This is a genomic window from Dialister sp. (assembly GCF_036343215.1).
In the GTDB taxonomy this organism is placed as follows: Bacteria; Bacillota; Negativicutes; order Veillonellales; family Dialisteraceae; genus Dialister.
The window spans coordinates 20,036-41,423 of sequence record NZ_JAZASU010000005.1 but is presented as its reverse complement, the minus strand read 5'-3'; the positions used below and the strand labels follow the sequence as shown (position 1 = coordinate 41,423).

Sequence of the window (21,388 nt, the reverse complement as noted above, 5' to 3'; positions counted from 1 at the left end):
ATATTTTCTTGATTTTAGCACTGTTATTTTATACTGAACCTGTTATATAATAAAAATATGAAGTAGTGGACTGGAGTTTCAAGGTATTTCCGCTATTCCAGGGAGAATATTTCATCACTTTCAACATTTGAAAGAAAAGGGAGAGGCAGCAAAATGGACATGGAAGACACTTCAAGACTGAAGATTTTTACGGGAACCGCAAATCCGGCTCTGGCGAAGGAAATTTCCGATTATATCGGTGTTCCCCTTGGCAAGTCCCTGTGCGGACGTTTCAATAATGGTGAAATTCAGGTCATGATCAATGAAAGCGTTCGCGGAAAGGACTGCTTCATTATCCAGTCTACCGGCGCGCCGGTTAATGATAACCTGATGGAAATGCTCATCATGGTAGATGCCCTGAAGAGAGCTTCTGCCCGTCATATTACCGTTGTCGTTCCTTACTATGGATATGCCCGTCAGGATCGTAAGACGAGAGGTCGTGAACCGATCAGTGCCAAACTGGTAGCTGACCTGATGTCTGCAGCCGGTGTAACCAGAGTCGTCACCATGGACCTTCATGCAGGCCAGATTCAGGGCTTCTTCAATGTTCCTGTAGATCATCTGATGAGCGCATCTCTCCTGGCTGATTATGTAAAATCCAAGAACCTGGATAACCTGACCATCGTTTCCCCGGACCTCGGCGGCGTAACGAGAGCCAGAGACCTGGCTGATCGTGTTGGCGCACCGATTGCCATCATTGAAAAACGCCGTCCGGAACCGGGTGTTGCCAAGGTTATGAATATCATTGGTGACGTAAAAGGCAGAAACTGCTTCATCGTCGATGATATCGTAGATACCGCAGGATCCCTCTGTGAAGGGGCTAAAGCGCTTGCTGAATATGGCGCTAAAGGTGTTTATGCGGCTGTATGCCATCCGGTACTGACGGATCCGGCAGCTGAAAGAATCAAAAATTCCAACCTGAAAGAACTGATCGTGACAAACTCCCTGCCGATTTCCAAAGACAAGATGCAGGACAAGCTCACTGTTCTTTCCATCGCTCCGCTTCTCGGCGAAGCCATTCTCCGCATTTTCCATGACGCTTCCGTAAGCCAGCTTTTTGATAAATAATGAAAATCATTGCAGGTCTCGGAAACCCGGGAAAAGAATATGAACATACCCGTCACAATATGGGCTTTGACGTCATTGACGAGCTGGCCCGCCGCTGGAATGTGACGAACTGGAAAAGTGACATGAAGGCGGAAATCGCCCAGGTTATTTATAATGGGGAAAAAGTGCTTCTGGTAAAGCCCATGACCTATATGAATAACAGCGGTGAAGCGGTGGGGGCTATTTCCAAATACTACAAAGTCGGACTTGACGATATTTACATCATCTGTGATGATCTGGATCTGCCTCCGGGCAAAACCAGGATCCGGAAGAAAGGCTCTGCCGGCGGCCATAACGGGATGAAATCCCTCATTGCCCATCTGGGCAGCGAAAATTTCAATCGTTTTCGTATCGGCGTGGGGCATCCGAAGGACGGTCATACGGTGGTGGATCATGTGCTTTCCCGTCCCTATGGGGAAGATATAGAAAAAATTGAAGAAGCAAAGCTTCATACTGCAGACTCTGTCGAAGCAGCGTTGAAGGATGGCGTGGACCATGCCATGAATGCGTTCAATCCGAAAAGAAAAGGATAAAAGAAGAGGCAGTTTCGAAGGAAGCTGCCTTTTTTGTGGAAGAAGGGAGAAATCATGAAAGGAAAGCTCATTGTGCTGGAAGGCATTGACGGAAGCGGAAAAGAGACCCAGGCAAAGCTTCTGGAGCGGAAACTGAAAGATGCAGGGAAAAAGGTCATCCATATTTCCTTCCCCAATTACGAAAGCCCTTCCTCGTCCCTTGTCAAAATGTACCTTCATGGTGATTTTGGAAAGAATCCGGAGGATGTCAACCCTTATGCGGCTTCACTTTTCTATGCGGTCGACCGCTTTGCTTCCTACCGTACCCAATGGAAATCTTTTTACGAGAATGGCGGCATCGTCATCGCGGACCGGTATACCACCAGCAATATGGTGCACCAGATGACAAAGTATGAGAATGAAGACAGCCGGAAACGATTTCTCTCCTGGCTGGAAAAAACAGAATACGGCGAGCTGGAACTTCCCCGGCCGGACCTTGTGATTCTTCTTGATATTCCTTTGGAAATATCGGAACGGCTTGTCCGTGAGAGGGCAGAAAAGGGAGGCTCCATGGATATTCATGAACAGCATCTGGATTACCTCCGGAAATGTCATGATGCTTATCAGGAATTAGTCAAAACTTTCCAATGGACCAGGATTGCCTGTGCGGAGAATGGAAAACTCCGGGCCATTGAGGATATTGGAAAGGATATTGAGACAGCGGTGAATGAAATCCTGTGCTGACTTTGGATGATAAGAATTTTGCAAAATCAGCTTGCGTTTCCATGAGCGTTTGTTATAATGAAAAAAGAATTCAATCTCTTCAGGGCGGGGTGAAAGTCCCCACCGGTGGTAATAGCCCACGAGCCTTTATGGCAGGTCCGGTGTGATTCCGGAGCCGACGGTACAGTCCGGATGAAAGAAGAGTGGAAATGAATTTATATCCACCTCCCTGAACGAAAGGAAGGTGGATTTTTTGCGTATTGATGATGATAGAAAATATATGGCCCGGGCCCTGGAGCTGGCACTTCGCGGAATGGGGCATACCAGACCGAATCCCCTGGTGGGAGCGGTCATTGTCAAAGATGACAGGATTATCGGTGAAGGCTGGCATGAACAGTATGGCGGTCCTCATGCGGAAGTGAATGCATTTAAAAACTGCAGTGAAGATCCGGAAGGGGCTACCCTTTATGTGAGCCTTGAACCCTGTTCCCATTATGGTAAAACCCCGCCCTGCGCAGACCTTATTATCAGGAAAGGGATTGACCGGGTAGTGACAGCCATGGTGGATCCGAATCCCCTGGTGGCGGGCAAAGGAATCCGTAAACTTAAGGATGCCGGAATATTCGTAACCCTGGGAATTATGGAAAAAGAGGCCAGAAAGCTGAATGAGGTATTTATAAAATATATTTCTCAACACAAGCCTTTTATCCTATACAAGGCGGCCATGTCCCTTGACGGCAAGACAGCCTGTCACACCGGTGACTCCAAATGGATTTCTTCAGAAGATTCCAGGGAGGAAGTCCATCTCTTAAGAGGCTGTTATAAAGGCATTATGGCAGGAGCCGGGACGGTTATTTCTGATGATCCCATGCTGACTGCCAGATCGGAAGGGATGGAGGATCCTGTCCGCATCATTGTAGACGGGAAATTGTCAGCTCCCCTGGAAGCCAAAGTATTTAATGAACCGGGACAGGCCATCGTAATTACGACCAGTCAGTCAGATGAGAAAAAGAGAAAAGCTCTTTCTGCACTGGGCGTGGACATCATTATGACGGATGGCGAAAAAGAAGGCCAGGTGGATTTGGAGGCTGCCATGACAGGCCTGGCATTGAAAGGAATTGACGGTATCCTTCTCGAAGGCGGCTCTACTCTTGCCGCTTCTGCTTTTGAAGCAGGAATCGTGGATAAAGTACGCCTTTATATGGCTCCCATGGTTATCGGAGGGGCAGGCGCTCCGGGGCTCATCGGGGGCATCGGGGCATCCGCTGTAAAAGATGCCGTAAGACTCCGGGATATTTCCACGGAACGCTCCGGCCGGGACCTGGTCATCGAAGCTTATGTGGATCATGGTGAAAAAGACCGGGCAGAGCAGCGTATTGAGAAATTGGAAAAAGAACTTGAAAAAAAGCCGGACGTGGATTTTATGGAAGTGAAGGAATCATAAAATGTTTACCGGAATTGTAGAGGAAACGGGAACCATTGCCGGAATCCATAAACAAAGCCACTCGGAAAGGCTGACCATCCGGTGTCATAAAGTCCTGGAAGGAACAAAAATTGGCGACAGCATCGCCGTAAACGGGACCTGTCTTACCGTGACGGCCCTGACAAAAGATACTTTTGATGCCGATGCGACTCCGGAAACCATGAGAAGGACAGCTTTTTCACTTTTCAGACCCGGCAGCCCCGTCAATCTGGAAAGGGCCCTGCGTCTGGGAGATCGTCTGGGCGGGCACATCATGCTGGGGCATGTGGACGGCACGGGAAAGATTATTTCCATGGAAAAAGTAGAAAATTCCGTCTCCATCAGGATTTCCACAGACCGTAAGTGGATGCGTTATATCATTGAAAAAGGATCCGTTGCAGTGGATGGCATCAGTCTCACTGTGGCGGAAAGAAATAAAGATTCATTTTCCATCGCCCTTATTCCCCATACCGGCCTTACAACAACATTATTAATGAAAAAGCCGGGGGAAATAGTCAATATCGAGTGCGATTATCTTGGAAAATATGTAGAGCAGCTCATGAAGCCGGCAGAAACCGGAAACCTGACCATGAGTATGCTTGAAACTTTGGGGCAGGGAGGACACTATGGAGTATAAGTTTGACAGTATAGAAGAAATCATTGATGAAATAAAAAAAGGTCATGTAGTCATCATGCAGGATGCGGAATCCCGGGAAAATGAAGGGGACTATATCTGCGCCGCTGAATTTGCGACTCCCCATAATGTCAATCTGATGGCGTCGGAGGCAAAAGGGGTCATCTGCATGCCCATGGCGGAGGAAATCGTAAATTCCCTGAGGCTCCGTCCCATGATCAATCACAATACCGATAACCATCAGACTGCTTTTCTGGAATCCATTGATTATAAAGATTCCGGTACCGGCGTATCGGCAGCGGCCCGTTCCATGACGGCCCTTGAGGCCATCAAAGATGGGGCAAAACCGGAGGATTTCAGGAAACCCGGTCATCTTTTCCCGCTGAAAGCAAGAAGGTGGGGTGTCCTGGAACGGCAGGGCCATACAGAGGCCACTGTGGATCTGGCCCGCCTGGCAGGCCTCAAGCCGGCAGGCCTGTGCTGCGAAATCATGAATGATGACGGTACCATGGCCAGAAGAGAAGACCTTTTCAGACTGGCCAGAGCCAAAGGCATGAAAATCGGTAATATCCGGGAACTTATCGAATACAGAAAAAAGCATGAAAAACTGGTAGAGGAAGTGACAGAAGCCGACCTTCCTACGAAATATGGTCATTTCCGCATTCATGGCTTTGTCAATCTGGTGAACGGGGAACATCATGTGGCCCTGACTATGGGAGATTTTTCCGATGGAGTCCCGGTACTCTGCCGCATTCATTCTGAATGCCTGACAGGCGACTGCTTCGGATCTCTTCGCTGTGACTGCGGACAGCAGCTTTCGGCCGCTCTCCGCCAGATTGCAAAAGAGGGGAGAGGCATCCTTGTTTATCTCCGTCAGGAAGGAAGGGGAATCGGGCTTATCAACAAAATCCGGGCCTATGCGCTGCAGGATGAAGGCTATGACACGGTGGAAGCCAATCTGAAACTCGGTTTTGCCGCCGACCTTCGGGAATATATGACAGGAGCCCAGATCCTTCACCTTCTGGGAGCCAGCCATATCCGCCTTTTGACCAACAATCCCCAGAAACTGGATGATGTGAAAGAATATGGCATTATCATCACGGAAAGGGTGCCCATTGAAGTGGCGCCAACAAAAGAAGACCAGTTTTACCTGAAGACAAAACAGGAAAAAATGGGGCATATGCTCAAACTTGACAAAGATGTGGAAGAACCGGAAGCATGAACTTCCGTAAATAGAAAGTAAAAAGGAGAAAGATTATGAATATTATTTCCGGAAAATTTAATGAAAGCGATATCAGGGTAGGTATCATTGCTTCCCGTTTCAATGAAGTCATCGTCTCCAAACTGATTGACGGTGCCGTGGACGGTTTGACCCGTCATGGCGTGGATATGGATCAAGTGGATCTGGCCTGGGTGCCGGGGGCTTTTGAAATTCCCCTGGCTGCAAAGAAAATGGCGGAAAGCGGGCGATATGATGCGGTCATCTGCCTGGGAGCCGTCATCCGTGGAGAGACAGACCATTACGAACATGTGGCCACCGAAGTGACAAAGGGAGTGGCCATGGCCTCCCTTTCCAGCGGAATCCCGGTTCTCTATGGAGTCCTCACTACGGATACCATTGAACAGGCGATCAATCGCGCAGGGCTGAAATCGGGCAACAAAGGATTCGAATGTGCCATGGACGCCCTGGAAATGGCCAGCCTTTTCAAAAAACTGGAAAAATAAAAGAAAGCCTGCTGAAAAGGCAGGCTTTCTTCGTGGCGCAGCTGATTTTCCTGAAGAAAAACGATTTCCAAAGATTTGGTAAAAAATGATATAATTAAAAGACAACTTTAAAATTACAATCTGAATTCGGGAGGTCAGTCGTGGAAACAGAACGGCTCAACGGGAAAAAATATTTTACTCTGACATATGGCTGTCAGATGAATGAATCGGATACGGAACGAATCAACGGGCAGCTGGAAGAAATAGGCTATGAACCGGCAGCAAGACTGGAAGATGCGGATATCGTCATTATGAATACCTGCAGCGTCCGGCAGAATGCAGAAGAAAAGGTATATGGCAAAATCGGCGAAATCAAAAAACTGAAGGATAAGAATCCCCATATGCTGCTCGGCATTGCCGGCTGTATGGCGCAGGAAAACAAGGGAAAGCTCATTGAGCGGATGCCGGTCATTGATTTCGTCATCGGGCCCTATCATATCCACGATTTGAAGGACATTATTTCCAGAGAAAATGCCCGGGGCGGCCATGTGGTCAAGACGGAAAGAAATCCTCACAGCGTCAGCGATTACAGTGAACTCCGGGCCGTCAGAAAGTCGAAGATTTTCGCCTGGATCCCGATTATGCAGGGCTGCAATAAATTCTGCACCTACTGCATCGTTCCCTATGTACGGGGAAGGGAAATCAGCCGCACCATCGATGATATCTGCAAAGAAATAAAAAGCCTTGCTGCCGAAGGGTACAAGGAAATCACCCTTCTTGGGCAGAATGTCAATTCCTATGGGCTTGATTTCAGAAACGGGACGAATTTTGCAGATCTCATCCGCGCCATCGATGAAATTGACGGGATTGAGCGGGTCCGCTACATGACCTCTCACCCGCGGGATATGACTTTTGATATGGTGGATGCCATGGCGGCATCTCCCAAAGTGGTCCGTCATATGCATCTTCCCGTACAGCATGGGTCCAATGATATGCTGAAACGGATGAATCGTGGATATACCATTGAACACTTCAAGGAGCTTCTTGCCTATGTCCGTGAAAAGATGCCGGATATTGCGGTGACGACGGACCTCATTACCGGTTTCCCGGGAGAAACGGAAGAAATGCATCAGGAAACACTGAATCTTCTCAAAGAGGTTCGTTTTGACTCTGCCTATACCTTTATCTATTCCCCCAGAACAGGGACTCCGGCGGCCCGCATGGAAGACCAGATTGATGATGCCACGAAACATCGCCGTCTACAGGAACTGATGGATACGGAAAACGTGATTTCTCTTGAACTCAATAAGGCTATGGAAGGGAAAATCCATGAAATCATTGTGGAAGGCCCATCGAAACAGGATGAAAACATCTGGTATGGCAGGACTTCTTCCAATAAAATGATTCTTTTTCCCTATAAGGATGGAATTCAGGTGGGCGATACGGTGGCTGCCAGAGTCAATGTCGGCCAGACCTGGGTGCTGAAAGGTGAACTTGTGTAATCTTGATATCCGAAATTGATGATTTGATTCAGAAGGCCGATGGGAGTACAGCAGGGGTGATACCATGGCAAAAACGCCTTTAATGGAACAATATAAAAAGGTAAAAGACGAATACAGCGATTGTCTCCTCTTTTATCGTCTCGGCGATTTTTATGAACTTTTTTATGATGATGCGGTGACAGCTTCCCATGAACTGGAACTGACCCTGACGGGGAAAAATGCCGGCCCCGAAGGAAGGGTGCCCATGTGCGGCGTGCCTTTCAGGGCGGCGGAGATTTACATTTACCGTCTCATTCAGAAAGGCTATAAGGTGGCCATCTGTGAACAGCTGGAAGATCCGAAAAAGGCAAAGGGCCTTGTCAAGCGGGACGTCATTCGTGTCATCACACCGGGGACGATCCTTTTTGAGAATTCCATTGCTGACAAATCAAATAATTACCTCATTTATATGATGGAAGCAGAAAAGGAAATCGATGCCGTGCTGGCCGATATTTCCACCGGTGAATGCTGGTGGGGTGTCTGGGACCGCAGGAAAGAGCAGGATGATTTTTTCGATATGCTTTCCGTCTATTCTCCTGCCGAAGCCGTCTGTGCCGTTTCTGATGATTTATATGGCAAACTGACCAGCTTCTGCGCTGCCCGGCTTGGAGCATGCCTCATTTCCAGGGCAGCCGGTGAGGAAGAAGGGCCCCTGCCGCCTGCCTGCGATGAAATTGAAAATGAAAATATAAAGCTTGTTTTCCGCCGTCTGGGTGGATATCTCAAGGATGTGATGAAGACGGATGTGGTTGAATTCCACTCCATTTCACCCATTCGGGAAGATCATACCCTAATTTTGTCAGAGGAATCTTTAAGGAATCTGGAAATTACAAGAAATATGAGGGACGGCGGCCGAAAAGGGACACTCTTGGAACTTCTGGATTATACCCATACCGCCATGGGAGCTAGGCTTCTCCGCCGCTGGCTGGAAAGACCGCTCACTGACGTGAACCGCATTACCCTTCGCCAGGATGGTATCGAAGAGCTGACCGGCCATGTGACGGAACTGACCAATCTGGAAGATATGCTGTCCCAGGTGTTTGACTTTGAACGAATCCTGGGCCGTATCGAGGCCAATTCCACTTCTCCGAAAGATCTGCTTGCTTTAAAAGCAAGTCTCAAAATGATTCCCCAGATCAAGAACCTGCTCTCCGGCGCTGGTTCGGTGATCCTTAAGAAGCTGAATACCCAGCTTGGAATCCACGGTCCTGTGTATGACCTGCTTGACCGGTCCATGAACGAAAACGGGACAGGAAATATAAAGGATGGCAAGTATATCAGGGAAGGGTACTCGGCAGAACTTGATGAAGTTCGCGCTCTTTCGGAAAACAGCCAGAAATTCATTGCGGAACTGGAGGAAAGAGAAAAAGAAAAGACCGGGATCAAGCTCAAAATCGGTTTCAACAGCGTATTTGGATATTATTTTGAAATTTCCAATGCCAACAAGATTCCGATTCCCCCCTATTACATGAGAAAACAGACCCTGGTCAATGCGGAGCGCTATATTACGCCGGAACTGAAAGATTTTGAGGCAAAGGCACTGACGGCCAAAGAAAAGACGGAAGAGCTGGAACTTAAAATTTATCAGGCCGTGAAGGCGGAAATCCGCCCGGAAATTCCGGATATGCAAAAAACCGCCAGGGCTCTCGCCCAGCTGGACTGCCTGGCAAGCCTTTCCAGGGCTGCTCTCAAAGACCGGTATACGAGACCACAGATTACGAGTCCCAAAGAAGGCCATATTTCCATTAAGGACGGCCGCCATCCCATGGTGGAACATGCACTGAAACATGAAATGTTCGTGCCCAATGACACGGAACTGAACCACCGGGATCAGGAAATCCTCGTCATTACCGGACCCAATATGGCCGGCAAATCCACTTATATGCGCCAGGTGGCCGTTCTGACCATTATGGCCCAGACCGGATCTTTCATCCCCGCAAGGAGTGCCGTTCTGGCTCCGGTGGACCGTATATTTACAAGGGTCGGGGCCAGTGATGATATTTCTACCGGTCAGAGTACATTCATGGTGGAAATGCAGGAAGTTTCCTACATCCTTAGAAATGCTACGAAAAACAGCCTCATCCTGCTTGACGAAATCGGGCGGGGAACCAGTACCTATGACGGCATGAGCATCGCAAGGGCTGTGGTAGAATATATTGATAAGAAAATTCATGGATATACTCTCTTTGCCACCCATTATCATGAACTTTCGGATATGGCGGAAGAGAGCAGTCATATCAGGAATTACACGGTTACTGTCAAAGAACGGGGAAAGGATATCACCTTCCTTCGCCGGATCGTTCCGGGCTGTGCGGACAGGAGTTACGGGATTCACGTGGCAAGGCTCGCAGGCCTTCCGGAATCGCTCCTGAAGAGGGCCGATGATATCCTCCATGGGCTGGAGGAAGAAGACGGGAAAATTTCTCCTTCTCCGGTCAAAAAGCAGGAAGGCCCGGCAGCACTTGATTTATTTACATCTCCCATTATTGATGAACTGGCTGATTTGGATGTCATGAGCAAGACTCCCATTGAGGCCATGGAAATATTATTCCGCCTCAGCAAGGCGGCAAAGGAGGGCCGGTAATGGCACTGATTCATGTTCTTGATGAAGTGACGGCAAACCAGATTGCGGCCGGTGAAGTCGTTGAACGTCCGGTGAATGCGGTAAAAGAGCTGGTAGAAAATGCAGTAGATGCCGGAGCTCATGAAATCGAAGTGGAAATTGCGGACGGCGGCATGACCTATATCCGTGTCACTGATGATGGCTGCGGCATGAGCGAAGAGGATGCAAAACTCTCAGTCATCCGCCATGCGACAAGCAAAATTTCCAGCGTGGATAACATTTATCATATCGCGTCTCTTGGCTTCCGCGGAGAAGCACTGCCGAGTATCATGTCTGTTTCCCGTTCTTCCATTACGACCCGAAGACCCGAGGATATAGAGGGTACTGTTCTTGAAATGGAAGGTGGAGAAGTCAGGGAAATAAAATCCTGCGGCGCTCCGGCGGGGACGACCGTAGAAGTGCGGGAACTTTTCTATAACGTGCCCGCGAGAAAAAAATTCCTGAAATCGGAAAGGACGGAATCTTCCCGGATCAATACGATGGTGGGGAAACTGGCTCTTGCCAATCCGGATATCGCTTTCCGCCTTATCAATAATGGCCGTACGGTGATTGAAACGGCAGGAAACGGACGCCTTATGGATGCGGTTTCTGCCCTGTATGGCACGAAAACGGCCGGTGAAATGCTCCCGGTCAGTGAAGAAGGAGAAAATGTTTCCCTGGAAGGGATGATTTCCAAACCTTCGCTCTTAAAGAGCAGCCGCCAGTATCAGACAATCATTATTAACCGCAGAGTCGTGGAAAGCGCAGTAGTTTCCAAAGCGGTGGACAATGCGTATCATTCCCTCCTGCCGAAGAATGGCTATCCTTTGATGGTCCTTTCATTCCAGGTGCCCCCGGAAAGTATTGACGTCAATGTACACCCGCAGAAAAGGGAAATCAAGTTTTCCGATGAACAGGGACTTTTCCGGCTTGTTTATCATGCGGTGCTTGGGACTCTGACTTCCCAGACTGCGGCCGACAGCATTGCAAGAGAAATGATTCGGGATCCGGGCCATGAAATCGTTCATGGGGGAAATTTCAAGCCGGGAGATATCCGTGTGGAAGATCATCCCGTCGGTAAACCGGACATCGGCCTTTTCAATAAACCGGCCGCTTCCTGGGGAGAGCCCCGGACCGGATATAATCCTCCTCCCAATCGGCCTCCTTTCCCTATGGGAGAAAAGTCTCATTCATCGGAAACTTCCTTTACGCCTGAACTCAGCAGGAAAGAAATTTTTTCCAATCAGTCTTTCTTCCCTTCAAAAACTCCGGAAGAGGCGAAAATGGTGCCGACTGCCCCGGAAACAGTACCTCTCTTTGAAATCAAAGAAGAATCAGCGCCGGTGATACCACTGGGACAGGTTTCTGACTGTTTTATTCTCTGCCAGCATGGCAAAGATTTGCTGATTATCGATCAGCATGCGGCTCATGAACGGGTCCGTTATGACCGTCTGGCTTCCCGGGCTGAAGGAATCCCGGTACAGGAAATCCTGGTGCCTTATCTGATCCATGTGGATAGTGAAGATATCCCGCTTCTTGATGAACACAGGATGGATATTGAGAGACTGGGTATAACTTTCGAACAGGCGGGGCCGGATGTCATTCGCATCACAGGGGCTCCTGAAGACCTTTCGGAATCGGAAATGGAAAGGGTGGTGAGCGAACTCCGCAAAGCCTTTCATGAAGCCGATATGCCCTCTCCGGAAACCCTTCGCCATCGCATGATGGCCTATGCCGCCTGCCGGGGAGCTATCAAAAGGGGGGATCCCCTCAATATCCGTCAGATGAAGGAACTGATTGTGGACCTCTTCCATACGACACGCCCCTTTGTCTGCCCCCATGGCCGACCGACCATTGTGAAGTTTACGCCTGATGAACTGGGAAGGCTTTTCAAGCGCCCATGAATACGGGAATTACGACAATCCGCAAATGCAGGCCGGCTATCAAAGCAGAGGCGCTGGAACGGGCAGAAACACTCCATCTTCCTTACTTTCAGAGAGAAAATATGCTTTCTGATATGGCTCAAAAGTATGGGATGGAAGGGTTTCTGGTTTATGGGAAAAAACTGCCTTATTACTGGTCCGGCGGAGAGGAATACCGCTTTCATCTGGGCACTTCGGTCCTTCGGATAGAGCAGATGAAAAGGGGAAATCAGGACCGCCTCTGCAGCCTTCTTCCGGAAGGCCATGTATCTGTCCTTGACGCCACATTTGGCCAGGGGGGAGATTCCATGACCATGAGCTGGTTCCTGGGAGAAAGAGGAAATGTGACCTCTCTTGAGAAAAGTACACCTCTTTATGAAATAGGGAGAGCTGCCATTTCCGATTTTGCAGATTCCAGGGAGGAAGAACTTGTTTCTGCCCTTCATCGAATCACTCTCCTTCATGAAGATTTCAAGGATTTTCTCCGGCATGCGGAACCGAAAAGTTTTGATGTGATATATTTCGATACCATGTTTCGGGCACCGGTCAAAAGGAAAGAAAATCATATGGAAGGTTTCCGGAATGCTGCCTGCTATGACCGGCTGGATGAAGAAATCATCAGGATGGCTTTGCATATTGCCGGAAAAAGAATTATAGTAAAAGAAAGACCTTTTTCCATCCTTTTTTCTTCCGGCGTTTTCAGTTCCATCCATGCCCGAAAAGGGCAGACAACCGCCTATGGAGTCATCGACGTATGAAGAAAGATAAACTGATAACCATACTGGGACCTACTGCATCAGGCAAAACGGAGCTTGCCGTCTACCTTGCGGGAGAACTTGGGTCATCCATTATTTCCGGAGATGCCTTCCAGATTTATAAGCATCTGGACATCGGTACGGCCAAGGTAACGAAGGAAGAAGCAAAAGGCATTCCTCATTTCCTGGTGGATGAACTGGAACCGGATGAACCTTATTCAGCGGCAGACTTTCAGGAAAAGGCAGCGAAGATCATCCATGATGAAAATGAAGCCGGCCGCATTCCCATCGTCTGCGGGGGGACCGGTCTATACATTCAGGGGCTTCTGGAAGGATATTCTTTCCTTCCCAAAGTAAAAGGCCGAAGCCGGTGGGAAGCGCTGCTTGAAGAAAAAGGAAAAGAAGCTCTGATCGCTGCACTCCGTGACTTTGGAGAAACCGATATTCCTCCCGATCCCCAGCGCATGATGCGTAAACTGGAACTTTTAGAAGCGGGAGAGGGGAAAAAAGAAGCAAATAAATCAAATTCCCTCATATATGACGGACCTGTTTTAGGAATTGCTATGGACAGGAGCGTTTTATATGATAAAATAAATAAACGAGTCCATCTCATGATAGAAGCAGGACTCTTGAAGGAAGTCGAATCCATTCTGGCTTCCGGAATTTCTGAATCAGCCCAGTCACTGAAAGGAATCGGATACAAGGAAATGATTCCCGTAGTGAAAGGGGAGCGTACCTTAGAGGAAGGGGAAGCGCTGATCCGGAAAAATACCCGGCACTTTGCCAAGAGGCAGCTGACCTGGTATAGACGAATGCCATATATTCACTGGGTGGAACAGGGCCCATCGGCGAAAGACATATGGTACAGGGAAATTAAAGCCTATGTCATTTCATATTTCAGAGGAGAAGAAAAAGATGGAAGGTAAAATGAATCTGCAGGACACGTTTTTAAATGAAGCGCGAAAGGAAAATGTTCCGGTTGCGATTTTTCTGATGAACGGCGTCCAGCTTAAAGGCAAGGTAAAATCCTTCGACAGCTTTACGGTTCTTCTGGTCAGCGAAAACCGCTCCCAGCTCATTTATAAACATGCTATTTCTACCATTCAAAGGATCTGATTAATTTAAATGAATAAGAAACTCGAACAGGTACAGAAAGAGGCGCTCGCTCTTTGTGCGCCTGTTTTTCATGAAATGGAAGAGATTTCCCTCTTCAATACGGAGAAAGTCCTTCAGGCTTTCCGCAAACATCATCTTTCCGCCTACCACTTTGCCGCTTCCAATGGCTATGGCTATGGCGATCCGGGACGTGAAATGCTGGAGGATATCTGGTGTGACGTATTCCATGCGGAAGCTGCCCTCGTACGGCCCCATTTCGTATCCGGCACTCATGCTTTAGCCACTGTACTTCTGGCGCTTCTCCAGCCGGGAGATACTATGGTTTCTGCCGTAGGGGCACCTTATGATACCATGGAAAGCGTTATCGGTATTACCGGAAATGCGCCGGGAAACCTGAAATCCAAAGGAGTTCATTATAAAGAAGTTCCTCTCAAGGGAAATACCTATGATCTGGAAGGTATTGCAGCAGCTGTAGACGAACATACAAAGCTGGTAGAAATCCAGCGTTCCCGGGGCTACATGCTTCGTGATTCTCTGTTTCCTGCCGATATCAGGAAAATTATCGAAACCGTGAAAGCAAAAAATCCGGATACCATCTGCTTCGTGGATAACTGCTACGGCGAATTTACGAATAAAGAAGAACCCATCGAACTGGGTGCCGATATTACAGCGGGTTCCCTCATTAAAAATGCCGGCGGCGGACTTGCCCCGACAGGAGCTTATATCTGCGGCAGAAAAGACCTTGTCGATCTTTGCTCCTATGTATGGACGGCTCCGGGCCTTGGGGCAGAAATGGGCTCTTATGCAGCTTCTTACCGTCCTTTCTTCCAGGGACTTTTCCTTGCTCCCCACATGACCCGGCAGGCCATGATGAGCGCCGAATTCTGCTCCGCCGTTTTCAGCCTTATCGGCTTTAAAACTTCTCCCGAGCCCGGTCATCTCCGCACAGATCTCATTACCACGGTAACTCTCGATTCTGAAGAAAATATGTGCCGCTTTGCCGAAGCCATCCAGAACTGGTCCCCCGTGGATTCCGATGCCACTCCGGTACCGGGACCCATGCCGGGATATGTGGATCCTATCATTATGGCAGCCGGCACTTTTGTACAAGGCTCCACGATTGAAATGTCTGCCGACGGTCCTGTCCGCCCGCCCTATGTCATGTATTTCCAGGGAGGACTTACCTTTGAACATGCTCAGCTCGCCATCATGGGAGCTGCGGAAAAGGTACTGGAAGCCCAGGGAAAACTTTAATGGTAAGCCGGACCTTAAACAAACGAAATAAGGATACTTAACAATTCTGATCAGTTGTGCTATAATAGTTTCCGTTATGGGGCTATAGCTCAGTTGGTCAGAGCGCTTCGCTCACATCGAAGAGGTCTCCGGTTCGAACCCAGATAGTCCCACCAACCCGCCTGATGGCGGGTTTTCTTATGCCTGAAATCATCCGGGTCCGTTCTTTATGGTTTAATTTGATACTTGAATTTAAAAGACTTTTCCTATATAATGTTTATTACATGGCCGGTTAGTCAAACGGTTAAGACGCTGCGTTCTCAGCGCAGAGAGTATGGGTTCGAATCCCATACCGGTCACCATGCAAAAGGAGCACTGAATGTGCTCCTTTTGCTTTTTGGAGGTCTTATGACAAGTGATGGAAAACTGACGGAAAGGGAAATTCATCAGACCATATGGGCGTCGGCCATTGGAGCAGCCTTTATCGGCGGCGGGGCGACTCTTGTTTTCCCCTTTTTGCCGCTGTTTCTTCTGGAACTTGGGGCAGATCGGGAGAATGTGGCTCTCTGGAACTCTGTCGTCGTGTCAGGCATGTTCATCGTGGGAGCCCTGATCATGCCGGTCTGGGGTGCCCTGGCAGACAGGGTGGGCATGAAGAAAATGATTCTCCGCTCAGCACTCTGCCTTTCTATTTCCTATTTCCTTTCTTTCTTCGACCAAAGTCCTCTGCATCTTCTGGGAGCCCGCCTCTTTCAGGGATTCTCTTTCGGCTTCAATCCGGTGAGCCAGGCACTGCTCGCTGAAATTTCGGATATTCATGCCGGTTCTGCCATCGGGACGCTGGTAGGCGGACGGGCGGCCGGCACTATGCTGGGACCATTCCTGGGGGGAATTCTGGGTTCCCTTGCCGGGCTCCGCCTTCCATTCCTCATCGCGGGAATTGGTGACATAGGAGCATTTCTTCTGGTCCTGTTCTTGGTGAAGGAGCCGGCAGTAAAGACAAATAAAAAGCATAAGGGAGGGATTATTACGTCCTTCCACCGTTTGTCGGGAAACAATAAATTTCTTACGCTGATTGGTCTGATCATTATCAACCAGTGCGCCATGCTCATTATTAATCCTCTCATTTCCCTTCATATCATAGAGCTTACGGGATCTTCAGACCATGCAGCCCTCCTTTCAGGCCTGATCTGCGGTGCGTCCGGCATAGCCGGCGTACTGGGCGGACCTTTCTGGGGAAAACGGGGAGAAAAATGGGGATTTAAAAAGGTGATGGTCCTCTCCTTTGCGGGAGCCGGACTGTTTTCCCTTCTGCAATTCCTGGCGCCATCGGTTTTGCTTTTTGGGATGACCCAGTTGGGGTTTGGCTTCTTTACTATTGGCGGCGTCACCTCTATTACCGGCGGAGTTTCAAAAGTAGTGGATCCGGAAGAAGCAGGAAGCGCTTATGGCATCAATGCAGAGGCCATGAATATCGGGAATTGCCTGGGACCGCTTCTTGGGGGCCTCATTGCTTCCCGGACGGGAAGCCTTGGACTGGTTTTTATTTCTTCAGCCATACTTCAGCTGGCAGCGGCGGCATTTATTTATATCAAAGTAAAAGAGCTGTAACCGGAAATCGGTTCAGCTCTTTTTTAATTGAATATATTGGACCGGAAACATATAGCAGGCAGTACCCATGAACAGGGAGAGGAGAACCTGCCTTTTCGATAGGCTTACGGAAAATGGCAAGCATGATGATCATGGAGGGGATAATAAAAGAATGAGGTCCAGGGAAATACAGGCAGCAGGCGAACGTAAGAAATCCGATGACGGCGGTATCATGTTTCTTTTCCTTCAGCAGTTGTTCAAGAAATATGACAAGGAACAGGGCGGTCATGTCAAATCACAGCCCCTCCGTTTTGAAATGAATGAGAGACCCCATCAGTCCTCCGAGGCAGGCGCCGGAGACCCGGTAAAGATAGTCAAGCAGGGACCCGGAACATATACCGGCTTTTATCCACATCATAAGGGATGGAGGCGGAATAATTGAGTGCAAATGTTTCATCGCACATCCAGTAAATGAGGAATGGCTTTTTCCAGCCTGTCCCGCCATATGGATCCAGCATGGCAAGGCCGTAAAAGAGGTGGCGGGCCTGGATGGTCACCGATATCAGGAAAGCCTGCCAGGGGGCAAAATGGAAATATCATTTTCCAGGTGCCCGCATAAATCCGTTTATCTGATCGATCGTTGTGTTATAATTTTATTAAATCGAAACAGGAGGTATTTTATATATGAAGCAGCATAGAAACTGGGTGATTGCCGCTTTTGTCATACTTCTGGCAATTGCCATAGCAGCGGGTACATCCGATTTATGGAGGCCCGGCAAGGTGAATGAAAAAGGAAAAGGGTATGTGGCAGTGATTCGTATCGATGGGCCTATTTATGGAGGACCTGATACAGAAGCCCTTTTTTCAAACGGCGGAAATGTGACCAGCGAACAGCTGATGAAAGAATTCAAAATGGCCCGTCAGGATCCTCAGGCAAAAGCCATCCTTGTACGGATCAACAGCCCCGGCGGTTCTACCGGAGCCACCCAGGAGATTTCTGAGGAAATGGATAAAATCAGGAGCAGCGGGAAACCCATTGTGATTTCCATGGGGGATATGTGCGCCTCTGCCGGTTACTGGCTTGCCAGCAAGGGAAATTATATTTTTGCCACCCCGGCCACCATTACGGGAAGTATCGGGGTATATATGGATTACAGCAATATCGAAGGCCTCATGGACAAGCTGGGGGTTAAAAATGAAAAGATAAAGAGCGGCGCCCATAAAGATATCCTTTCCATGTATCGACCCATGACGGAAGAGGAAAGATCCATGGTCCAGTCCATGGTGGATGATATTTATAATCAGTTTGTCCAGACTGTGGCAGATGGCCGTAAAATGGATGAGGCAAAAGTAAGAACGATAGCCGACGGCAGGATTATGACCGGGAAGCAGGCACAGGATCTGGGCCTGGTTGATGCCATGGGCAACTATTATGATGCCTTGAGCTATGCGGCCTCCAGCGGTGGTATTGAGGGGGAAAATATACCTGTCAAATCTTACAGCGGCGGTATGTCCCTTAGAGGGATCCTTTCCGGCGAGGCAAAGGGATTTGCTGATATTTTTGCGGCAAAGCTGGCAGAGTCCTTTTCAAAAGTGCTGCTTCAGTCCGATTCCCTGATGGTGAAGTAAGGAGGGCGTTATGAATCAGTTACTGGATCTGGCTTATGATATGGTGACAGCGCCCTCGAAGGCCCTCTCTGTCATTGTGAATGAAGAAAAATTGAAAGAGGCCTTCCTGCTCTGGTTGTTCGTGGTATTTGTTATTTCCCTTTCCATTTTTCAGCAGGGGCCCGGGCTTCTCCTCCAGTTTCTCGGCCTTTTGGTTTTTATGGGAGCAGCGCTTCTGATTCACAGTGCAGTGACCGATTATATTTCCGGCCTCTTTGGCGGAATGGGCACTGCCCGGGGAATTACGGCCGGTTTCATGGCTGCATCGCTTCCCTTATCCCTGTCTGTTGTTTTTACTTTTATTGAGGCGATAGGGGTAACGGCGCTGAGCGGTATCGGGGGATTTGTTCTTTTTCTCTGGTCTTTCTATCTGGATGTGGCAGCAATCAGTGAAAATTACAATTTCCACAAGGGAAAGGCTTTTCTGATTGCCCTTGCCCCCTATGTGCTGACTGTTATTTTCCTGATTCTTCTGGCTGCATTGGGAGTAGCCTCTGCATTGGCAGGCATTTCCGGAATCGATGACCTTCAGGGTATTGAATCCATGATAGGACAGATGTAAAATAAAATAGACAAAGGCGTCAGATGGATATCCGGCGCTTTTTTCTGTTTTGATGGAAATAAAGAAATGGTTCATGGTGATTGGGTCATTTTGTGGTAAAAGGATGGTAATTTAAAATTTTTTATACTTATGGTATAATGAACCATAAGTATGAGCTGATTTGACAGCAAAGCCATTAATCTGATACTTTTATCGAATATAAACTCAGAATATAGACAAATTGATAAGGAGGAATACCATATGTGCGGTATTGTTGGCTACGTAGGTAATGGGAATGCTTCTGACTTCCTGATTGACGGACTTCGTCGTCTGGAATACAGAGGCTATGATTCTGCAGGTATCGCTGTATATGATCACGGAGAAATAAAGATTGAAAAGAAACAGGGCCGTCTGGTGAACTTGGAAAATGTTCTGAAAGATCATCCCCTTTCCGGTCATATCGGCATCGGTCATACCCGCTGGGCAACCCATGGGAAACCCTCCGATGTGAATGCCCATCCCCATGGAGACTGCCATAATCATTTCGTCATTGTCCATAACGGTATCATTGAAAATTACATGACCCTGAAAAAGGACCTTATGGCGAAAGGGCATGTATTTAAATCGGAAACGGATACGGAAATCGTGGCCCATGTGCTGGAAGAAGTGGATGACGGGGATTTCCTTTCCACCGTTCAAAAAATGCTGACCATCATCGAAGGCTCTTACAGCCTTGTCATCCTGGATGCCGCTCATCCGGATACCATTATCTGCACAAAGAAGAATAACCCTCTTATTATCGGCCTTGGAAAAGGGGAAAATTTCATTGCCTCCGACATCCCGGCCGTCATCAACCATACAAGAGACATCTACATTCTTCAGGACGAAGAACTGGCCATCGTAACGAAGGGCAGCGTCCAGCTGCTTGATCGGGATGGAAATCCGATTCATAAGGAAATCCAGAAAGTCACCTGGTCTGCGGCAGCGGCTGAAAAAGGCGGCTATCCCCATTTCATGCTAAAAGAAATTTTTGAGCAGCCTAAAGCAGTCCATGACACGGTCGCTATTCATCTGAACAAGGATGGCTCTGTCAATTTTGATGACCTGGGCTGGACAAAGGAATGCTTTGAAGGAATTACCAATATCCTCATTACCGCCTGCGGCACTGCATACCATGCGGGACTGGTGGCAAAACATTATATCGAAAGATTTGTGAAAATTCCGGTATCCGTGGAAATCGCTTCCGAATATCGATACAGCAAGCCACTGACCTCAGAGCATACTCTCTGCATCGTGGTCAGCCAGTCCGGCGAGACCATTGATACCCTGGAAGCGCTGAAGGAAGCCAAACGTCACGGAGCGAGAAGTCTGGCCGTAACCAATTCCATTGGTTCTTCCATTGCCAGGGAAGCTGATCATGTGGTATATACACTGGCAGGCCCGGAAATTGCCGTGGCTTCTACCAAGGCATATACGACCCAGCTCGTGGCGCTCCTCCTTCTTGCCCTCTATATGAGCCAGCTGAAAAACAGTATTTCTGCTGACCTCATTCAGAAGATTACGGAGGGCCTTAAAGATCTGCCGAAGCAGATTGAAAAGGTACTTGGCGAAAAAGACCATATGTCTGATGTGGCAGACCGCCTCATCAAAGCCCATGATATTTTCTATCTCGGCCGGTCCATCGATTATGCCATTGCCATGGAAGGGGCGCTGAAACTGAAAGAAGTTTCCTATATTCACGCAGAATCCTATGCAGCCGGTGAACTGAAGCATGGGACCCTGGCCCTGATTACGCAGGAAACGCCTGTCATCGCCGTAGCAACTCAGGACAATGTAAGTTCCAAGATGTACAGCAATATCCAGGAAGTCAAGGCAAGAGGAGCAGAAGTCCTCGGCATCGGTTATGACGATGATGAGGAAATCGGGAAATACACGACCGAGACCGTCCGCATTCCAAGAGTAGACCCCTTCATTGCGCCCATTCTTTCCGTCATCCCCATGCAGCTCCTGGCATACTATACCAGCATCAAGAGAGGCAACGATGTGGATAAGCCAAGAAACCTGGCAAAATCCGTAACCGTGGAATAATATTTCCTCATGTTTAATGATAAAGCAGGACTGATGCATTGCAGGAGTCCTGCTTTTACTGATTATTGGCCTGAAACATTGCCAAAACGTATTTTAGAGAATAGAATATAGAAAGCAGATATTTCGTGCCCGGCACAAAGTTCCGGGATAT

General features: G+C 48.5%; 20 protein-coding genes, 2 tRNA genes and 1 riboswitch. Of the genes, 21 read left to right on the top strand and 1 reads right to left on the bottom strand.

Annotated elements, in window-relative coordinates; genetic code table 11:
* The first annotated feature begins 153 nt into the window (after positions 1-153).
* The 18 genes from VZT47_RS02965 to VZT47_RS02880 all read left to right on the top strand — a co-directional run bounded on the left by VZT47_RS02965 (position 154) and on the right by VZT47_RS02880 (position 17,382).
* Positions 154-1,107 carry a ribose-phosphate diphosphokinase gene (locus tag VZT47_RS02965; RefSeq protein ID WP_330223494.1) on the top strand — a complete coding sequence of 318 codons (954 nt, stop codon included), beginning with the start codon at positions 154-156 and terminating at the stop codon, positions 1,105-1,107.
* The gene (gene pth / locus VZT47_RS02960; protein ID WP_330223493.1) at positions 1,107-1,679 is read left to right on the top strand and encodes an aminoacyl-tRNA hydrolase; all 573 of its coding nucleotides are present in this window, start codon (positions 1,107-1,109) and stop codon (positions 1,677-1,679) included. The genes VZT47_RS02965 and pth overlap by 1 nt, the downstream gene beginning before the upstream one ends.
* A gap of 54 nt (positions 1,680-1,733) precedes the next feature.
* Positions 1,734-2,402 (top strand): dTMP kinase, encoded by a 669-nt coding sequence (gene tmk / locus VZT47_RS02955; RefSeq protein WP_330223492.1) that lies wholly within the window; start codon positions 1,734-1,736, stop codon positions 2,400-2,402.
* Positions 2,403-2,473: 71 nt separating this feature from the next.
* Positions 2,474-2,589: riboswitch (FMN riboswitch) on the top strand.
* 45 nt (positions 2,590-2,634) lie between these two features.
* A complete protein-coding gene (gene ribD / locus VZT47_RS02950; protein WP_330223491.1) occupies positions 2,635-3,825 on the top strand; it encodes a bifunctional diaminohydroxyphosphoribosylaminopyrimidine deaminase/5-amino-6-(5-phosphoribosylamino)uracil reductase RibD in 1,191 nt (396 codons plus the stop codon).
* 1 nt (position 3,826) lies between these two features.
* Positions 3,827-4,480, top strand: a complete 654-nt coding sequence (locus VZT47_RS02945) for a riboflavin synthase (RefSeq protein ID WP_330223490.1) — start codon at positions 3,827-3,829, stop codon at positions 4,478-4,480.
* Positions 4,470-5,699 carry a GTP cyclohydrolase II gene (gene ribA / locus VZT47_RS02940; protein ID WP_330223489.1) on the top strand — a complete coding sequence of 410 codons (1,230 nt, stop codon included), beginning with the start codon at positions 4,470-4,472 and terminating at the stop codon, positions 5,697-5,699. Before VZT47_RS02945 ends, ribA begins: the two co-directional genes overlap by 11 nt.
* A 35-nt stretch (positions 5,700-5,734) precedes the next feature.
* A complete protein-coding gene (gene ribH / locus VZT47_RS02935) occupies positions 5,735-6,202 on the top strand; it encodes a 6,7-dimethyl-8-ribityllumazine synthase (protein WP_330223488.1) in 468 nt (155 codons plus the stop codon).
* A 140-nt stretch (positions 6,203-6,342) separates the two neighbouring features.
* Entirely contained in the window at positions 6,343-7,683 is a 1,341-nt protein-coding gene (gene miaB / locus VZT47_RS02930) for a tRNA (N6-isopentenyl adenosine(37)-C2)-methylthiotransferase MiaB (protein WP_330223487.1), read from the top strand.
* Between the two features lie 64 nt (positions 7,684-7,747).
* Complete coding sequence (gene mutS, locus VZT47_RS02925) at positions 7,748-10,306, top strand: DNA mismatch repair protein MutS (protein WP_330223486.1); 2,559 nt, start codon at positions 7,748-7,750, stop codon at positions 10,304-10,306.
* Entirely contained in the window at positions 10,306-12,228 is a 1,923-nt protein-coding gene (mutL, locus tag VZT47_RS02920; RefSeq protein ID WP_330223485.1) for a DNA mismatch repair endonuclease MutL, read from the top strand. Before mutS ends, mutL begins: the two co-directional genes overlap by 1 nt.
* A complete protein-coding gene (locus VZT47_RS02915) occupies positions 12,225-13,004 on the top strand; it encodes a class I SAM-dependent methyltransferase (RefSeq protein WP_330223484.1) in 780 nt (259 codons plus the stop codon). The genes mutL and VZT47_RS02915 overlap by 4 nt, the downstream gene beginning before the upstream one ends.
* The gene (gene miaA, locus VZT47_RS02910; RefSeq protein WP_330223483.1) at positions 13,001-13,927 is read left to right on the top strand and encodes a tRNA (adenosine(37)-N6)-dimethylallyltransferase MiaA; all 927 of its coding nucleotides are present in this window, start codon (positions 13,001-13,003) and stop codon (positions 13,925-13,927) included. The genes VZT47_RS02915 and miaA overlap by 4 nt, the downstream gene beginning before the upstream one ends.
* Positions 13,917-14,117 carry an RNA chaperone Hfq gene (gene hfq / locus VZT47_RS02905; RefSeq protein ID WP_330223482.1) on the top strand — a complete coding sequence of 67 codons (201 nt, stop codon included), beginning with the start codon at positions 13,917-13,919 and terminating at the stop codon, positions 14,115-14,117. The genes miaA and hfq overlap by 11 nt, the downstream gene beginning before the upstream one ends.
* Positions 14,118-14,126: 9 nt before the next feature.
* A complete protein-coding gene (locus VZT47_RS02900) occupies positions 14,127-15,371 on the top strand; it encodes a methionine gamma-lyase family protein (protein WP_330223481.1) in 1,245 nt (414 codons plus the stop codon).
* 78 nt (positions 15,372-15,449) lie between these two features.
* Positions 15,450-15,526 (top strand) — tRNA-Val (locus VZT47_RS02895).
* A gap of 110 nt (positions 15,527-15,636) precedes the next feature.
* Positions 15,637-15,712, top strand: a tRNA-Glu gene (locus VZT47_RS02890).
* A 46-nt stretch (positions 15,713-15,758) separates the two neighbouring features.
* On the top strand, positions 15,759-16,961 hold the full coding sequence (locus VZT47_RS02885) for an MFS transporter (RefSeq protein WP_330223480.1): 1,203 nt from the start codon (positions 15,759-15,761) through the stop codon (positions 16,959-16,961).
* Positions 16,962-17,028: 67 nt separating this feature from the next.
* A complete protein-coding gene (locus VZT47_RS02880; RefSeq protein ID WP_330223479.1) occupies positions 17,029-17,382 on the top strand; it encodes a hypothetical protein in 354 nt (117 codons plus the stop codon).
* Here VZT47_RS02880 and VZT47_RS10710 read toward each other — a convergent pair.
* A complete protein-coding gene (locus VZT47_RS10710; RefSeq protein WP_442877413.1) occupies positions 17,315-17,497 on the bottom strand; it encodes an AzlC family ABC transporter permease in 183 nt (60 codons plus the stop codon). The two genes, VZT47_RS02880 and VZT47_RS10710, sit on opposite strands and share 68 nt — an antisense overlap.
* Positions 17,498-17,624: 127 nt before the next feature.
* On the opposite strand from VZT47_RS10710, the gene sppA reads away from it, so the two are divergent.
* The 3 genes from sppA to glmS all read left to right on the top strand — a co-directional run bounded on the left by sppA (position 17,625) and on the right by glmS (position 21,237).
* On the top strand, positions 17,625-18,569 hold the full coding sequence (gene sppA, locus VZT47_RS02875) for a signal peptide peptidase SppA (protein ID WP_330223478.1): 945 nt from the start codon (positions 17,625-17,627) through the stop codon (positions 18,567-18,569).
* A gap of 10 nt (positions 18,570-18,579) precedes the next feature.
* Positions 18,580-19,170, top strand: coding sequence for a YIP1 family protein (locus VZT47_RS02870; RefSeq protein ID WP_330223477.1), 591 nt, complete (start codon positions 18,580-18,582; stop codon positions 19,168-19,170).
* 240 nt (positions 19,171-19,410) lie between these two features.
* Positions 19,411-21,237 (top strand): glutamine--fructose-6-phosphate transaminase (isomerizing), encoded by a 1,827-nt coding sequence (glmS, locus tag VZT47_RS02865; protein ID WP_330223476.1) that lies wholly within the window; start codon positions 19,411-19,413, stop codon positions 21,235-21,237.
* Positions 21,238-21,388: the final 151 nt, after the last annotated feature.

What these genes read in the sequence shown, in the direction of transcription:
- VZT47_RS02885 (WP_330223480.1), top strand. Translation starts at nt 15,759, where the DNA reads ATGACAAGTGATGGAAAACTGACGGAAAGGGAAATTCATCAGACCATA.
- tmk (WP_330223492.1), top strand. Translation starts at nt 1,734, where the DNA reads ATGAAAGGAAAGCTCATTGTGCTGGAAGGCATTGACGGAAGCGGAAAA.
- ribA (WP_330223489.1), top strand. Translation starts at nt 4,470, where the DNA reads ATGGAGTATAAGTTTGACAGTATAGAAGAAATCATTGATGAAATAAAA.
- VZT47_RS02870 (WP_330223477.1), top strand. Translation starts at nt 18,580, where the DNA reads ATGAATCAGTTACTGGATCTGGCTTATGATATGGTGACAGCGCCCTCG.
- ribH (WP_330223488.1), top strand. Translation starts at nt 5,735, where the DNA reads ATGAATATTATTTCCGGAAAATTTAATGAAAGCGATATCAGGGTAGGT.
- VZT47_RS02900 (WP_330223481.1), top strand. Translation starts at nt 14,127, where the DNA reads ATGAATAAGAAACTCGAACAGGTACAGAAAGAGGCGCTCGCTCTTTGT.
- sppA (WP_330223478.1), top strand. Translation starts at nt 17,625, where the DNA reads ATGAAGCAGCATAGAAACTGGGTGATTGCCGCTTTTGTCATACTTCTG.
- pth (WP_330223493.1), top strand. Translation starts at nt 1,107, where the DNA reads ATGAAAATCATTGCAGGTCTCGGAAACCCGGGAAAAGAATATGAACAT.
- glmS (WP_330223476.1), top strand. Translation starts at nt 19,411, where the DNA reads ATGTGCGGTATTGTTGGCTACGTAGGTAATGGGAATGCTTCTGACTTC.
- hfq (WP_330223482.1), top strand. Translation starts at nt 13,917, where the DNA reads ATGGAAGGTAAAATGAATCTGCAGGACACGTTTTTAAATGAAGCGCGA.
- mutL (WP_330223485.1), top strand. Translation starts at nt 10,306, where the DNA reads ATGGCACTGATTCATGTTCTTGATGAAGTGACGGCAAACCAGATTGCG.
- miaA (WP_330223483.1), top strand. Translation starts at nt 13,001, where the DNA reads ATGAAGAAAGATAAACTGATAACCATACTGGGACCTACTGCATCAGGC.
- VZT47_RS02880 (WP_330223479.1), top strand. Translation starts at nt 17,029, where the DNA reads ATGAACAGGGAGAGGAGAACCTGCCTTTTCGATAGGCTTACGGAAAAT.
- VZT47_RS02915 (WP_330223484.1), top strand. Translation starts at nt 12,225, where the DNA reads ATGAATACGGGAATTACGACAATCCGCAAATGCAGGCCGGCTATCAAA.
- VZT47_RS02965 (WP_330223494.1), top strand. Translation starts at nt 154, where the DNA reads ATGGACATGGAAGACACTTCAAGACTGAAGATTTTTACGGGAACCGCA.
- mutS (WP_330223486.1), top strand. Translation starts at nt 7,748, where the DNA reads ATGGCAAAAACGCCTTTAATGGAACAATATAAAAAGGTAAAAGACGAA.
- VZT47_RS02945 (WP_330223490.1), top strand. Translation starts at nt 3,827, where the DNA reads ATGTTTACCGGAATTGTAGAGGAAACGGGAACCATTGCCGGAATCCAT.